14 protein-coding genes and 3 pseudogenes are annotated in these 14,110 nt (G+C 64.7%); 15 read left to right on the top strand and 2 right to left on the bottom strand.

The window, feature by feature from the left end:
* Nucleotides 1–38: 38 nt before the first annotated feature.
* The 14 genes and pseudogenes from BLW25_RS24820 to BLW25_RS23510 all read left to right on the top strand — a co-directional run bounded on the left by BLW25_RS24820 (nt 39) and on the right by BLW25_RS23510 (nt 11,737).
* Nucleotides 39–452, top strand: a complete 414-nt coding sequence (locus BLW25_RS24820) for an SDR family oxidoreductase (protein WP_216279512.1) — start codon at nt 39–41, stop codon at nt 450–452.
* On the top strand, nt 446–814 hold the full coding sequence (locus BLW25_RS24815) for an SDR family NAD(P)-dependent oxidoreductase (protein ID WP_216279511.1): 369 nt from the start codon (nt 446–448) through the stop codon (nt 812–814). The genes BLW25_RS24820 and BLW25_RS24815 overlap by 7 nt, the downstream gene beginning before the upstream one ends.
* Nucleotides 815–896: 82 nt before the next feature.
* On the top strand, nt 897–1,373 hold the full coding sequence (locus BLW25_RS23560) for an RrF2 family transcriptional regulator (protein WP_092904752.1): 477 nt from the start codon (nt 897–899) through the stop codon (nt 1,371–1,373).
* Nucleotides 1,374–1,841: 468 nt separating this feature from the next.
* Nucleotides 1,842–2,900: an ABC transporter substrate-binding protein gene (locus BLW25_RS23555; RefSeq protein WP_092904750.1), complete on the top strand. Its 1,059-nt coding sequence runs from the start codon at nt 1,842–1,844 to the stop codon at nt 2,898–2,900.
* Nucleotides 2,901–3,015: 115 nt separating this feature from the next.
* Nucleotides 3,016–4,518 (top strand): ABC transporter substrate-binding protein, encoded by a 1,503-nt coding sequence (locus BLW25_RS23550; protein ID WP_171909737.1) that lies wholly within the window; start codon nt 3,016–3,018, stop codon nt 4,516–4,518.
* Nucleotides 4,479–4,607, top strand: coding sequence for a hypothetical protein (locus BLW25_RS25260; RefSeq protein WP_290438718.1), 129 nt, complete (start codon nt 4,479–4,481; stop codon nt 4,605–4,607). Before BLW25_RS23550 ends, BLW25_RS25260 begins: the two co-directional genes overlap by 40 nt.
* A 1-nt stretch (nt 4,608) precedes the next feature.
* Nucleotides 4,609–5,133 (top strand): annotated as a pseudogene (locus BLW25_RS23545) (hypothetical protein); the annotation flags it as partial.
* Between the two features lie 76 nt (nt 5,134–5,209).
* Nucleotides 5,210–5,569, top strand: a complete 360-nt coding sequence (locus BLW25_RS25440; protein WP_366268883.1) for an ABC transporter permease subunit — start codon at nt 5,210–5,212, stop codon at nt 5,567–5,569.
* Nucleotides 5,478–6,731, top strand: coding sequence for an ATP-binding cassette domain-containing protein (locus BLW25_RS23540; RefSeq protein WP_092904747.1), 1,254 nt, complete (start codon nt 5,478–5,480; stop codon nt 6,729–6,731). Before BLW25_RS25440 ends, BLW25_RS23540 begins: the two co-directional genes overlap by 92 nt.
* Before the next feature lie 2 nt (nt 6,732–6,733).
* Nucleotides 6,734–7,783 (top strand): acyl-CoA dehydrogenase family protein, encoded by a 1,050-nt coding sequence (locus tag BLW25_RS23535; protein WP_092904745.1) that lies wholly within the window; start codon nt 6,734–6,736, stop codon nt 7,781–7,783.
* Nucleotides 7,780–8,556 (top strand): acyl-CoA dehydrogenase family protein, encoded by a 777-nt coding sequence (locus BLW25_RS23530; protein WP_092904743.1) that lies wholly within the window; start codon nt 7,780–7,782, stop codon nt 8,554–8,556. Before BLW25_RS23535 ends, BLW25_RS23530 begins: the two co-directional genes overlap by 4 nt.
* A gap of 215 nt (nt 8,557–8,771) precedes the next feature.
* Complete coding sequence (locus BLW25_RS23520) at nt 8,772–10,139, top strand: NtaA/DmoA family FMN-dependent monooxygenase (RefSeq protein WP_092904740.1); 1,368 nt, start codon at nt 8,772–8,774, stop codon at nt 10,137–10,139.
* Nucleotides 10,117–10,773, top strand: a complete 657-nt coding sequence (locus BLW25_RS23515; protein WP_092904738.1) for a flavin reductase family protein — start codon at nt 10,117–10,119, stop codon at nt 10,771–10,773. Before BLW25_RS23520 ends, BLW25_RS23515 begins: the two co-directional genes overlap by 23 nt.
* A 1-nt stretch (nt 10,774) precedes the next feature.
* A complete protein-coding gene (locus BLW25_RS23510; RefSeq protein WP_092904735.1) occupies nt 10,775–11,737 on the top strand; it encodes an acyl-CoA dehydrogenase family protein in 963 nt (320 codons plus the stop codon).
* Here the strand turns inward: BLW25_RS23510 and BLW25_RS23505 are convergent.
* Together BLW25_RS23505 and BLW25_RS23500 are read right to left on the bottom strand one after the other, a co-directional pair.
* A pseudogene (locus tag BLW25_RS23505) lies at nt 11,734–12,015 on the bottom strand (integrase core domain-containing protein); the annotation flags it as partial. The gene BLW25_RS23510 and the pseudogene BLW25_RS23505 sit on opposite strands and share 4 nt — an antisense overlap.
* Nucleotides 12,016–12,175: 160 nt before the next feature.
* Nucleotides 12,176–12,592 (bottom strand): annotated as a pseudogene (locus tag BLW25_RS23500) (transposase); the annotation flags it as partial.
* A gap of 284 nt (nt 12,593–12,876) precedes the next feature.
* Between BLW25_RS23500 and BLW25_RS23495 the strand changes: the two are divergent.
* Nucleotides 12,877–14,103 (top strand): urea ABC transporter substrate-binding protein, encoded by a 1,227-nt coding sequence (locus BLW25_RS23495; RefSeq protein WP_092904733.1) that lies wholly within the window; start codon nt 12,877–12,879, stop codon nt 14,101–14,103.
* Nucleotides 14,104–14,110: the final 7 nt, after the last annotated feature.

Here is a 14,110-nt window from a genome sequence, read left to right as displayed (position 1 = left end):
CCGGCCAGGGTCCCAAAAACCGACGAAAGGTACCGGCAATGTCGGATGTGACGACGAGGCGCGATTTTGAGGGCAAGGTGATCTGGGTGACCGGGGCATCCGGGGCGCTTGGCCATGCGACTGCGACGCTGCTCGCGCAGCGCGGAGCGACGGTGGTGGCCTCGGCACGCAGCATCGAGAAGTCGGAATTTCCCGGCCTCTCGGTGGACAGGCTGCCGGTCGATGTCACCGATGACGGGGATGTCCGCAGGGGTTTCGATACGCTGTTCGCGCGGCATGGCCGCATCGATGCTGTGGTCACCAGCACCAATGTATCGACCTTCGGCGAGTTCATCGACCTGAGCGATGACGACTGGCTGACGGTGATCCAGGCCAAGCTGCTTGGCTCGGTGCGGCCCGTTCGGGCGGCCCTGCCTGCGCTCCTTGCGCAGCAGTCGGGGCCATTGTGCTGATCAGCGGCCGTGGCGGGATCGAGCCGCCGCCCAACCATTTCCCCGGTGCCAGCGTCAATGCCGCGCTCGACCTGCTGGTGCAGGGGCTTGGCCGTCGCTACGGGCCGCAGGGGTTGCGTAGCAATGCGGTCGATCCCGGCCCGATTGAATCGCCCCGGCTGAACAGCCTGAGCAGTGTCACCGAGGAACTGACGCGCAGTCGGCGCACGGCGTTGCCCGGTCCCGGAAGGCCGCGCGATGTGGCGGACGCCGTAGCCTATCTGCTGTCGGGCGAGGCGGCCTTTGTGAATGGCACCCGGCTTTATGTCGACGGGGGGGCCAACCTTACTGATCCGGCCGCAAGCCGGCACCCGCCCGGGTGACGGCACCGACGGTCATTGTTCGTCTTTAATATCTACATATATACTGGAGTTCAGGTGACCAGGCGCCGGGAAGGACCGAGATATGTTGACGATGAAGGGCAAATACGGCCTCAAGGCCGCGATTCATCTTGCCGGTATCGCGCCGGGCGAGGTGGCCCAGTCATCCGACATTTCCGAGACCTGCGGCATTTCCAAGAAGTTTCTGGATGCCATTCTGGCGGATATGCGGGTGGCCGGATTCGTGATGACGCGCAAGGGCCGTCACGGCGGCTATGCCCTGATCCGGCCGGCCGAGGATATCATGGTCGGCCACCTCATCCGCGCGCTCGATGGCCCGCTGGCACCGATCCCCTGTGCGCGCCGCACCGGCTATGCACCCTGTCAGGATTGCGCGGACGAGAACCGCTGCGCGGTGCGGCTTCTGATGCTGGAGGTGCGCGAGGCCATCGTTTCGGTACTCGACACCCGCAGCCTGGCGCAGCTGCGCGACGTGGCGGATGGCAAGATTCCCGAAACTGAGGACGAGGGCTACGGCATCTCGGCGCTTCTGGCGGGGTAACCCCCGCGCCCGGCCACGCTGCGGTGGAGGCGCGGCGATGAACAGCGTGGCGATCATCGGTGGCGGCGGGGGCGCGGATCGAACCGTCCGTGGTGCTCAGCGCGGGGATCGCTTTCGGCGCGCAGGCTGCGCCGGGGGGCAGATCCAGCTTTGCCACTGAACGGCGGCTGCCCGGCGTATATGGTCCAGCTTTTACTTGTCCGCACAGCGAAAGACTCAGGGCTGCGCTGTGCTCCGGGCCCCTTCTGCCGTTCAGGCTGAAACGTACCTCCCGGTTCCGATATCTCCTGTGTACATTGCGTCTTGTATATCGGTGACGGGCGGGAAGAGCGAAGAAACCGTTCTGCAGGGATGTGAATTTGGATGCAGGTTCCCTTCCATATCGTCTTATATGTCTACAAAGATAATTAATATAAATTTACCACCTTTCACGCATCGACTTTTGCGCGTCACGGGCACGAGCGTGTCATGCCGAAAGACCAGCAATCCACGCACCAGGTCGATATCTGGTACACGGTCTGCCCGGTGCCTGCAGGGTACAGCATTGGCCTCGGGCGCGGCGATTTCGCTGCTGCCTTTGCCGACCGGCCGGTGAAGCTGAACAACATCCGCACCCATGCCGACAGGGCAGTGCGCGAAACGAATTACAACCACAGCCAGCGCAACGGCTTCCGTGAGGGCGGCAATGTGCCCCTGATGTGGGCGCGCTCTGAGGGCGAGGATGTCCGGGTACTGGGCATCCTGCCGGTCGAGCGGGTTGACCAGATCGCTGTTGGTCCGAATTCTGATATCCGCGATCTGGCCGGGCTGGCGGGGCGCCGCATCGGCATTGCCACCCGTCCTAATGACAAGATCGACTATGTGAAGGCGGATGATCTTGGGGCTTTCCATCAGGCGCTGCGCAGCATCGGGGCCGCGCTTTCCGAGGTGGAAATCGTAGAGGTGCCGATCACCGAACCGCTGGCCAGTTCGCTTAGCGGGTCCTCCTTCGATGTGGCCAAGCAACTGCGGGCCAAGGGGCAGAAATTCCGCGCCCTGCTGGCGGGCGAGGTCGACGCGATCCATATTTCGGCCTGGGATATAGAGGCGCATTGGCTCCTCGGTACCCGCACATTGTTCGACCTGCGGGAGAGCCTGCCCGCAAGCGACCGGGTGCAGGGCTCGAATCCAATGGTGCTGACGGTACGAGGCGAGTTGCTGCGCGACCATCCCGATCTGGTCGACGACTATGTGGCACAGGTGATCCGCACCGCCCGCTGGGCAAAGGCAAACCCAGGTGAGGCCCGCCGCAGGATCGGTCGTGACACCGGCATGCCCGAAGAGACCGTGCCGCTGGCCTTCAACCCGCAGATCGCCGAGACGCTGGAAGCATCGCTTGCGCCGGACCTGATCGAACGGCTGTCGCGCCAGAAGGATCTGTTGCTGCGATTCGGGATCATCTCCAATGATTTCGAGGTCGCCGATTGGGTCGCACATGGCCCGCTCGACCGGGCGCGTGCCATCGTCGAGGCCGAAGCTACAGGCTGAAACTTCTCGCAGTCCCCGCCGTTCCGGCGGGTCGGCCGTGCTTGCCTTTGTGGCGGCTACGGCCCCCGTATCACCCGCGCTGCTGTATGCGGAAACACCTCAGGCAGGCGGCACCTTGCGCGCAGCGATTGCACTCCTGCCCGAATGCGTCGATCCGCAGCAAGACATCTATGGCTACGGCTTCGGGCTCGGGCCGGGGCGGCAGCTGATCGACACGCTGACCTTTGCCTCGGTGGCCAGTGGCGGTGCGCCAGAGCCCTGGCTTGCCACCGCCTGGACGGTGGATGAGGCGGCGCAGGTCTTCAACTTCACCCTGCGTGACGATGTCACATTCAGCAATGAAGAGAAGCTGATCGCGCAGGCGGTGGCCTCCGATGCAAGAACAGTGGTGATCACCTTCGACCACCCGCGTGCCGATTTCCTGTTCCGCAGCTGGAGCGGCATACCTGGTATCGTGGCCCCGCAGACGCTGCAGAAAACTGCCGAACAGCGCTGCGTCGATGGGATCATAGGCTCCGGCCCCTTCGTCCAGGATGGCGCGGTCAACTTTAACAGCACAGTCACTTTCAAGCGCCGCGAGGGTTACAACTGGGCTCCCAAAGGCCTGGACCATGTCGAGACAATCGAATGGACGGTCATTCCCGAAGGCACGGTGCGCAGCGGTGCCTTGCGCTCGGGTCAGGTGGATCTGATCTTCCAGGCCTCGACCAAGGATGTGCCGTCATTCAATCGGGAAGGTTTCACGGTCCATACAGATACGGTGAATGCCCTGAGCGTCGGCTTCTTTGCCAATACGACGCGTGGCAATCTGGTCGATCCGGCGGTGCGCCGGGCGATCCAGCTGGGTATCGACCGGCAGAAGGTCATCGATTACGCTTTCGACGGGATCGGTGTTCCGGCGCGCAATCTCGTGGCCTCGGGCTCGCCGATTTACAACGATCTGGGCGATCTTCTGGTGCAGGATCAGGCGAAGGCGCGTGAGATCCTCGATGCCGCTGGCTGGACCCTGCCAGAAGGTGCCAAGATCCGTGAGAAGGACGGCAAGTCACTCGAGATCGAGCTGACTTTCCGCGAGAATGCCTACAATCTGGTGACCACCGAGGCGGTGCAGCAGCAGCTGGCCCAGATCGGCATCCAGATCACCCTGCGTCCGCGAACCGGTGCGGATTTCGCCAATGTGGTGAACAGCAAGGCCTATGAACTGCACCGCTGGAGTTCGGAATTCTGGCCGCCGCGGATGCTGTCGCCGCGCGGCAACCGGGGCGCAAGCAGCCTGGTGCTGCCCGCGCTGGTTCTGGCAGTGCCGACGGCGGCAACCACGGTGCAGCTTTTGGTTGCCAGTCTGCGCTCCACGCTGGACGAGCCGTTCATCGCCATGGCCCGCGCCAAGGGTGGCAGCCGGCGTTACGTGCTTTATATCCATGAGCTGCGCGGCTCAGTCTTTCCGGTTGTCACGGCGCTTGGCGTGACGGCGGGCACGCTGATCGGCGGCACAGTGGTGCTCGAGACAGTGTTCTCACGGCTTGGCATCGGCGCAGTGATCATGCGGGCGGTCAGCTATCAGGACACCCCGTCGTCTTGGCCGTCGTGCTGTTCACCGCCGGCGTCTTTGTTCTGATCAACCTGCTGGTGGATCTGGCCTATCCGCTGATTGATCCGCGCGTCGATCTGGCGGCTTCGGGGCGGCGGCGCGGGCAAGAGGCATAAGATGACCCATCACGATTTCACCTCGCAAGACAGCCCCGCCTCCTTGGCACGGCCCGGGCTGACCAGGGCCACCGGACTGGCGCGCCGGGCGCTGACCAGGCCCTTCCTGCAGCTGTCCTGGGCGATTGCCGCCCTTCTGCTGCTGGCGGCCTTCGTCCCCGGCCGGATCACGGTTAATGACCCGCTGTTCGGCGAACTCGACCGCCTGTTGCCCCCTGTCGGCGACCATTTGTTTGGCACAGATAATTTCGGCCGTGATCTCTTTGCCCGTGTCGTCTTTGGCGCGCAGGAAACCGTCAAGGCGGTGATCATTGCGGTGCTGGTCGGGCTGCTGCTCGGCTCGACCCTCGGGCTGGTGGCCGGCTGGTATGGCGGTCTGGCCGATGATGCGATCATGCAGCTGGTCGATGTGCTGCTGTCGGTGCCGACGCTGATGATCGCGCTGGCGATCATCGCAGTACTGGGGTTCGGCACGGTTAATCTGGCGATTGCAGTGGGCATCGGCAGCGTCGCCTCTTTCGCGCGGGTGATGCGAGGCGAAATCCTGCGGCGGCGCGCCGCCGACTGGATCGAGGCCAGCGCTTTCTGCGCAGTGGCGTCTGGTGCTGATAGAGCTCCTGCCCAATGCCTTCGGTCCCATCGCGGTTCTGGCCACGATCGAGGCAGGCTGGTCGATCCTTTCGATTTCGGCGCTCAGCTTTCTGGGTTTTGGCGCGCCCGTCCCGGCACCCGAATGGGGCCTGCTGATCGCCACGGGGCGCGACTACCTCGGCACGGTCTGGTGGGTCGCGATCATTCTGGGGCTGGCAGTGGCAATCAGCGTAATCGCGCTCAACACCATCGCGGCTCCATCGCTGAACGGGGGGCGGAATGACCGATACGTCGTTGCCGCCCGCCGCAGAGATCCGCGGCCTGACGCTTGGCTATCGCACCCGTCAGGGGCTGGTGGCGGTGCTGCATGACATTTCCTTCTCGGTGGGCCGGGGCGAGGTCGTGGCGCTGGTCGGCGAAAGCGGGTCGGGAAAAAGCACGCTGGCCCATGCGCTGCTGGGGCTTTTGTCCGAGACGGCGGAGATCTCGGCCAGGCGCATGTTGCTGGACGGCGTGGATGTCACGGATCTGGACGAGGCGGCGCGCCGCCGCCTGCATGGCCGCAAGGTGGCGCAGATCCCGCAGGATCCGACCATGACGCTGAACCCGTTACAGCGGATCGGTCGCCAGACGGTCGAGCCGCTGCGCATCCATGGCCTGCTGCGCGAGCCGCGTGCCTTGTCTGCCCGCGCCGTCGAGCTGCTGGCCCGCGTCGGCATTGGCCAGCCCGAGGCGCGGGTGCGCCAGTATCCCGGTGCGCTGTCGGGCGGCATGCGCCAACGGGTACTGATCGCCTCGGCGCTATCCTCTGGGCCTGCGCTGCTTCTGGCGGATGAGCCGACCACAGCACTGGATGTAACGGTGCAGAAGCGCATTCTCGATGATCTGGGCGCATTGCTCCGGGCCGAGGGACTCTCGGTGCTGCTGGTCACCCATGATCTGGCGGTGGCGGCGGATCGGGCGGACCGGGTCATCGTGCTGAAGGACGGGCGTCGTGTCGAACAAGGGCCGGTGGCGCAGGTGCTGCGCCATCCCCGCGCCGCCTATACGCGGCTGCTGATCGACAGCGCGCCACAACACGGGCCGGTGTCTGCCACCGTGCCGTCCTCTGTACAGGCCGGCGCGGCGCCGATCCTGCAGGTCGAAGCGGTGGTGAAGGATTTCGCCCAGGGCGCGGGGCAGTTGCGCGCGGTGGATGGCATTTCGCTGTCGGTGCACGCCGGTGAAACGGTGGCGCTGGTCGGCGAATCCGGTTCGGGAAAAACCACGCTCGGGCTGCTGGCCGAGCTGCGGGCGCGGCATGGCATCGGCTATCTGTTTGTATCGCACGATCTGGCGGTGGTGCGCCGCATTGCGGACCGGGTGCTGGTGATGCGCGCGGGCCAGCTGGTTGAAGCAGGCCCGACCCATAACGTCTTCGACCGTCCCCGGCAGGGTCATACCCGTGATCTTCTGGCGGCGATCCCGGGCCAGGGCCTGTCAGCCGCAGTGTCAGATCCGCGCCACCCCCTGTTGCCAGAGCTTGAGGAATGACAATGCTGGACCGATCCCAAAGCCACGCCGGGGTCGCCGCCGCCGACACCGCTGCCGCAGAACTGCTGCTGGCCGGCTGGAGCGCCGATGATTTCGACAGCTTTCGCGATGCGGATCGCGAGGTTGGACGCGATCCGAACCCGCGCCATGCCCTGCCTCCGCTCGCTTCAACCCTGATGCCGGCCGAGGCGGCGCAGCAGGTGCTGCGGCTTGCGGTGCTGGACCTCTCCGCCGGCCGTGATGCGGCGCATCGCTGGCAAGGCGCGCGGGCCTGGACCATCCTGTTTGATCAGCCCGCGCTCGGGCCGACGGTACTCGCCGGTCCGCAGGTGTCCTTGCAGCCCGGCAGATCCGGGGTCTGGCGGGTCACCGACAGCCTGCGCCCTGCGCCGCTGATCGAGCCGCCCGCGCGGGTCATTGTGCTGGGCCGGGACCCGGCCGGTCAGTTTGCTGCGCCTCGGCTGGCGGCGGGCTTCACACCAGACACGGGGTTTCAGCTCGATCCGCAGGCTTTTGGCGAGCGTCGCCTGCTGCCAGGCCGGATCGTAGTGGCCGATCAGGCGGCGCTGGCCGTGCGCGCGCTCTGGCCGGAATCGCCGACGCTGGAGGGGTTTGCCGCGGCGCAGGTGGCCCTGGCGCGGCTTCTGTCTCTGGCAGTGGCGCTTGGCGGGCTGAAGGCGGCCCTCTGGAAAGCGCACAGCCATATCCGGCTGCGTGCCAGCCGCTGGTATGACGCCTGGCCCGGCCCGGTGCGCGAGGATCCGCTGGTTCTGCGTGAGTTCGGTCGCTGGTGGGTCGGCTTGCGCGCGGCCGACGAGCTGTTCTCGAACCTGGTCGCAGGCCTGTCCGACGATGCCGCCCTGCGGGCCGCAACCCCGGTTCTGACCCTAGCCGAGACCCATGTCGCGCGCCTTGGCAGCCGGCTTTTCAACGAGGTTTTCGAGCTGACCGGGGCGAGCGCCATGCGTCGTGACCGCGAACTTGACCGACATTGGCGCGGATGGGCTGCCCGCCCGGCACAACCCGCCTGGATATGGAGCGCCGAGGAATGACTGTCGCCACCGGACCCGAAGCACTGACTGACAACCCTTTCGGACCCGCCCGCATCATTGTGGATGAAGTCGAAGCGCTGCGGATCGCCGATGAGGTGGCCGCCTGGCTCGTCCCCGGTGCCCGTGATCGTGACCTGGGGGGCGAGGTGCCCTGGCAGGCGCTGCAATACCTTTCGGCTTCGGGTCTGGCGGCGATCCGGCTGCCTGCCCGGTTGGGCGGGGCCGATCCCTCGCTTGCCCAGCTTTACTATGTCGATTTGATCAAGGGCCAGTTCATCGGCGAGATGCCCGCGCCCGAGGCCGCCTTTTTTGCCGCCGAAGCGCTTGCGGGTGCCCGCTGGGGCAATGCCACTCAGCTGGTGCCCGAGGGCGGACATTACCTGCTGAATGGCGAAAAGCATTTCTGCGCCGGCGCGCTGACCTCGCATTGGACGCTGGTTCCGGCGCGACATGCGGATGGGGCCTATGCCGCCGCGATCCTGCCGGCCGGAATTACCGGGATGGAATTTGGCGGCGACTGGGATGTGGTGGGGCAACGTTCAACCTTCAGTGTCTCGGTCCGATTCCGCGATGTGGTGGTGCCTGCTGCCTGGGTGGATGACGGCAGCTTTACCCCCGATCCACTGCGGGGGTGCGGTGCTGTTTGCGCAGAACCAGCTGGCACATGCGGCGTTGCAGGCCGGCATCGGCGATGGCGCGCTCGATCTGGCAGTGGATGCGGCGCTGGCGGACAGCCCGGTCGACGAGACCGCCGCGGCCCTGGCCGTCGATGAGGCAAAATCCATCGCCTATGAATATGGCCCGGCGCGCAGTCAGACTTTGGCCGCTCTGCTGGGGTCCGGGGACGAGGCGCTGGCCGCCGACCGCTATTGGCGCGAGCCCGCACCCATTCGCTGCATGACCCGGTGCGCTGGCGGCAGGCCTTTGTCGGTGATTGGTGGCTGAACGGGCGCGTGCCGCCCCCCTCGCAATCTGACGGTGCTCAGCCATGTCCAGACAGATGCATCTCAACCTGAACCTCAACACAACCGGCTTTCATCGCGCTGCCTGGCGCGCACCGGACGGTCACCGCTTTGGCTTTGTCGAGATTGACCATTACCTTCAGGCGGCGGCTCTGGCCGAAAAGGGTCTGTTCGATGCGGTGTTCCTGGCCGATTACATGGCGATCGGCGAGGCGATGGAGACCGAGGACAGCCTTGCCCTTGACCCGGTGGTGGTCGCGGCGTCGATCCTGGCACGGACGTCGCGGATCGGGGTGATCGTCACCGCCTCGACCACCTATCACCAGCCCTATGCGCTGGCCCGCGCGCTGTCGAGCCTAGATCACGCCGGGCGCGGGCGGATCGGCTGGAACGTCGTGACCTCGATGCATGCCCATACCTCGGGGAATTTCGGACTGGACCGGCATCCGGATTCTGCAACCCGCTGGGCGCGCGCGCATGAGTTTCTGGCGGTGGCGGGTGCGCTATGGGAAAGCTGGGACGAGGGAGCCTTGCAGGCCGACCGTGCGGGCGGCACCTTTGCCGATACCACGCGGATACGAGCCATCAACCATCGCGGCCCTCATTTCGCGGTGACTGGGCCGCTGCAACTGCCGCGCTCGCCCCAGGTGCGGCCGCTGATCGTGCAGGCCGGTCCTTCCGAGGGTGGGCGTGCCTTCGCCTCTGCCCATGCCGATCCGATCTTCACCGGCCAGCACAGCCTCGAGGCAGCGACCCTGTTCCATGCCGATATCCGCAACCGAAGCCGCGCCGCCGGGCGGGCCGAGCGGGCGGTCGCGATCCTGCCGGGGCTGCACATCACCCTGGGCGACACCGAAAGGGAGGCCTGGGACCGGCTGAACGCGCTGGAGGAGCTGATCCTCGCCGCGGCGCGGATCGCCAGCGTGGCCAGGGCGCTTGGCCTTGATCCGGCGGCGCTGCACCTGGACCAGCCAGTGCCCGGGCATCTGCTTGATGGGCTTGAAACCGTTGCAAGCCCGCTGGAGCATGGCGTGCGGGATCTGCTCCGCAAGGACAGGCTGACGGTGCGTCAGATCAGCGCCGGAGGATATACCGCCCATAAACGGCTGGTCGGTACGCCCGAGCAGGTGGCGGATCAGATAGCCGACTGGTTCGAACGCGGCATCGTCGACGGATTCAACATCTCAGGCGATGTCTATCCTTCGGGACTGACCGCAATTGTGGATGGTGTGATTCCGATCCTGCAGAGACGCGGATTGTTCCGCACCGCATACCGGGACGAAACCCTGCGCGACCGCTACGCCGCGCCCTGGCCTGGTGCGGGGCCTGCCGACCCCGGACCGCGAGAGAACCGCCATCAGGAGGACAGCGATGTCGCCTTATCACAGCTATGACCCGGACAAGGGCCATGGCCTGCCGCATGACCCGTTGCGCGCGATCGTGGCCCCCCGGCCCGTCGGCTGGATCCCGACGCTTGGGACGGATGGGCGGGCCAATCTTGCTCCCTACAGCTTTTTCAACATCTTCTCTTATGATCCGCCGATCCTGATCTTCGGCAGCATTGGCGAGAAGGACACGTTCCGCAACGCGATCGCCAGCGGCGAATTCGTCTGCAACATCGCCTCGCTCGCGCTGGCACCTGCGATGGCGCAAAGCGCCTGGCCCTATCCGCCGGAGGTTGATGAATTCGAGGCGCTTGGGCTGGCCAAACAGGCCAGCGACCTGGTGGCAGCGCCGCGCCTGCGCGATGCGCCGGTCGCGCTTGAATGCAGGGTGGTGGACTCGCAGCGCCTGCGGGACCTGTCCGGCCATGAGCTGGAGAGCCGCATTGTGATCGGCCAGGTGCTGCGCATCCATATCCGTCAGGAGCATCTCGTGGACGGCATCTATGACCTGTCACGCACCCGGCCCGTCGCCCGCTGCGGCTATGCCGGCGATTACATCGCGACCGAGCGGCTGTTCGACCTGCGCGCCCGCGATCCCGCCACGCCGCTTCCCCCTTTCCCCCACACAACGACGGTTACCTGACATGACGAGCCAGACCTTTTCGGCGATCATCATCGAGCTGGGCCTTGCCCCGGTGCTGGACGAGCTGCGCGCAGGTGCCGCCCGCCGCAACCATTTCGCGCTGGTCGAAACCGTGCTGCGGCTTGGCCCGGGCAGCGCGCTCGCGCGCAAGGTGCTGCCGAAGGTGGCGGCGGGCGAGATCTTCGGCTGGTCGCTGGGAGAGACAGCGGGCGATCCGGCCCTTGGCCTGACCATCCATCGCGGCGAGGGGCGGCGCGATTCCCCCCGGCTGCGGATAACGGCGGCGGGGCTGCGCCTCGACGGGGTGACGCATTACAGCACCGGAAACCTCTATGCCGACCATCTGCAGGTCACCGCCTCGGACGAAGGCAACAATGTCGTCCAGCTGGTGGTTCCGGTCACACGCGCAGGTGTCAGTATTCCCGACGATTGGGACGGTTTTGGCCAGCGTGGCACTGGCTCGGGCACGACCGAGTTTGTCGATGTGGCCATCAGGCCTGAAGACATCATCGACCGGCAGCCGGGGGCACCGCCGCCGCCGCCCTATGCCAGTTCCTTCACCCAGCTTTACCTGACCACAGTGGTGGCGGGGGTGGCGACGTCCGCGCTGCAGGAGGCCACAGCGCAAGTGTCTGCCCGTAAAAGCAATTACTACCATGGGCTGAACGATCGCCCTGCCGACGAGGTCGAGATCCAGCTGGTGCTGGGTGAGATCTCGGCCGATGTCTATGGCATCCGCGAGGCAGTGCAAACCAAGGTCTTCGTCGACCGGCTGTCGCAGGCGGTGATTGCGCGCATCTTCGAGGTGCTGAGCGGTCGCGGCATCCGCGCCGAGGCGGCGCTTGATAGCCACTGGCGCAATGCGCGCGCAATCTCGGTGCACAACCCAGCGATCTACAAGGCCCGCATCCTCGGCGATCATCTGGTCAATGGCCGGGCGCTGCCCGCCGGTCTGTTCTTCTAGACGTTCCGCCCAGGCATCTGGTGGATCGGGTTCAGGATGAATCTGTCTGGCTCTGATGTCCAACTCTGGCAGGTGTAGTCGTAAGGGGTGAGATCTCCGAGGGTCTTGAGCGGTCGAGCGAAGTTGCAGGCCGCCATGACGTCCGTCAGATGTTCTCGCATCTGGTCATGGCTGTCGTAATGAACGCGTCTTACGGTGGTGTTCCTGATGGTACGGTTCGTCCGTTCGACCTGGCCGTTGGTCCAGGAATGCTTGGGCCTCGTCAGATGGTGCTTGATGGCGTTGGCTTCGCAAATCGTGTCAAAGCGCATCGGCCGGGAGGAGATGGTGTTCAGGTGCCGGGCAAGACGCGCCGCCGGCGCCTGACGATTGCCAACAGCGCTGATGACTTCATGCGGCTCATCGCGATCTTGCGGGACTACGGCCTGCCTGTCCGGATCGGCTTCGGGTCCCCTTTTTTGACCGCAGATTCGAAGCCGTGCGGTGCGCCTTGAGACACTTGTGCAGGCTCACCCGAACGCATGGCGTTCGCCTGCTCACATCGATCATCACCGTCTTCGGAACGGCTGCCCCGGAAGCAAGCCCGTACATCATCCGGGCAAAAACCCGGCGCATCACAGGCGCGCTCGAACCAGTGACGCTTTGCCCGTGATACTCCACCGCTGCCAGCGGTGTAGAGGGTCTTCGTGGGGCCATACTTCCCCGGGGTACCCCGCCACCGCAAACTATTGCGATTCACAAAGATTATGTCACTTAGAACACGACGATCATCGACGCGCGGATTGCCATGGCTTTTGGGAAGAACGGCGAAAGCCGCCCCATTCGCGCGTCAGTCAGTAAGAACAGGTTGCTCATCAAAGGGTCCTGAGCCTGGCTGAGGAAATTTTCTGTCGGTATCTTTACAGCTGACAGCAAGATAACTAGGATGCGCGGCGAACAAGGCAGAATCCTGTTTCTGCCGCGACAACTGCGTCGCACCGTTCAATTGAGCCAGGATCAGGACAAACGGGTCCGTAAATCTGGCTTCAAAATCAAAAGTACCACATTGATCAGGGCGTTAGGCACCATTTGCGTTGCCGTCTGTTGCTTGCGCAGCACCCGGCCCGTTGCCGGCCCTTCCCCCCAACATCGGAGCTTCCATGTCCATGAACCGCCGTCAGGCGTTGGGTGCCTTTGGCGCTGCAACTGCCCTCAGCCTCACCTCGGCCCGTGCCTTTGCGCAGGAGGGGCCGATCACAGTATCCGCCCTTTACGACCAGTCGGGGGGGCTTGAGTCCTATGGCCAGCCCATCGTCGACGCGTTGCGATTTGCCGTGGATGAGCAGAACGCGAAAGGCGGGCTGCTTGGGCGTGAGGTGAAGCTCAACGTCTATGATCCGCAGACGAATATGCAGCTTTACGCGCAATTCGCCCGTCAGGCGGCGCTGTCGGACAAGCCGGCGGTGGTCTTTGCCGGGATCACCTCGGCCTCGCGCGAAGTCGTGCGCCCGATCATGCGTCAGTTCAACACGCTTTACTTTTACGCGAACCAGTATGAGGGCGGCGTCTGCGACCGCAATATGTTCGCAACCGGCGTGACCCCGGGCCAGACCGTTGAAAAGCTGGTCGATTATTCGGTCAAGAACAACGGCGGCAAGGTTTATATCGTCGCGGCCGATTACAACTATGGCCAGATCATCGCCGATTGGGTGAAGAAATACACCGCCGACCACGGCGGCGAGGTGCTGGGCGTCGAGTTCTTCCCGATGGATGTGACCGATTTCAAGACCTCGATCTCGAAGATCCAGGCGGCAAAGCCGGACTATGTCTGGTCGGCGCTTGTCGGCGGCGCGCATATCTCTTTCTATCGTCAGTGGAAGGCCGCGGGGATGCTGGGCAAGATCCCGATGTCCTCGACCACCTTCGCGGGCGGCAATGAACATGTGATCCTGACGCCCGAGGAATCCGATGGTATCATGGTCTGCCAGAACTATCTGCAAGAGCTGGACAATCCGCTGAACCAGCAGTTCGTGGCTGATTTCCACGCGAAATTCGGCGCGGATTACCCTTATATCACCGAGTTGGGCATGGGCGCCTATCAGGGCTTCCGTCTTTGGGCGGCGGGCGTTGAAAAGGCCGGCACCATCGACCGTCTGCCGGTGATCGAGGCGCTGGAAACCGGCATCTCGCTGGATGCGCCCAGCGGTCGCGTCACCATCGATCCGAAAACCCATCACACCACAATGGATGTGCATATCGCGCGGGTCGAAAACGGCGGCCTGATTCCGGTCGAGACCTTCGAGCAGCAGCCCCCGGCTGATACCGCGCTGGTCTGCGATCTGGTCGCAAACCCGGATGACAACCAGCAATACGTCATCGATTTCTAAGGAAAAA

The organism is Rhodobacter sp. 24-YEA-8 (assembly GCF_900105075.1).
GTDB lineage: Bacteria > Pseudomonadota > Alphaproteobacteria > Rhodobacterales > Rhodobacteraceae > Pseudogemmobacter.
The sequence above is the reverse complement of the archived record's forward strand: the minus strand, read 5'-3'. Positions and strand labels throughout refer to the sequence as shown.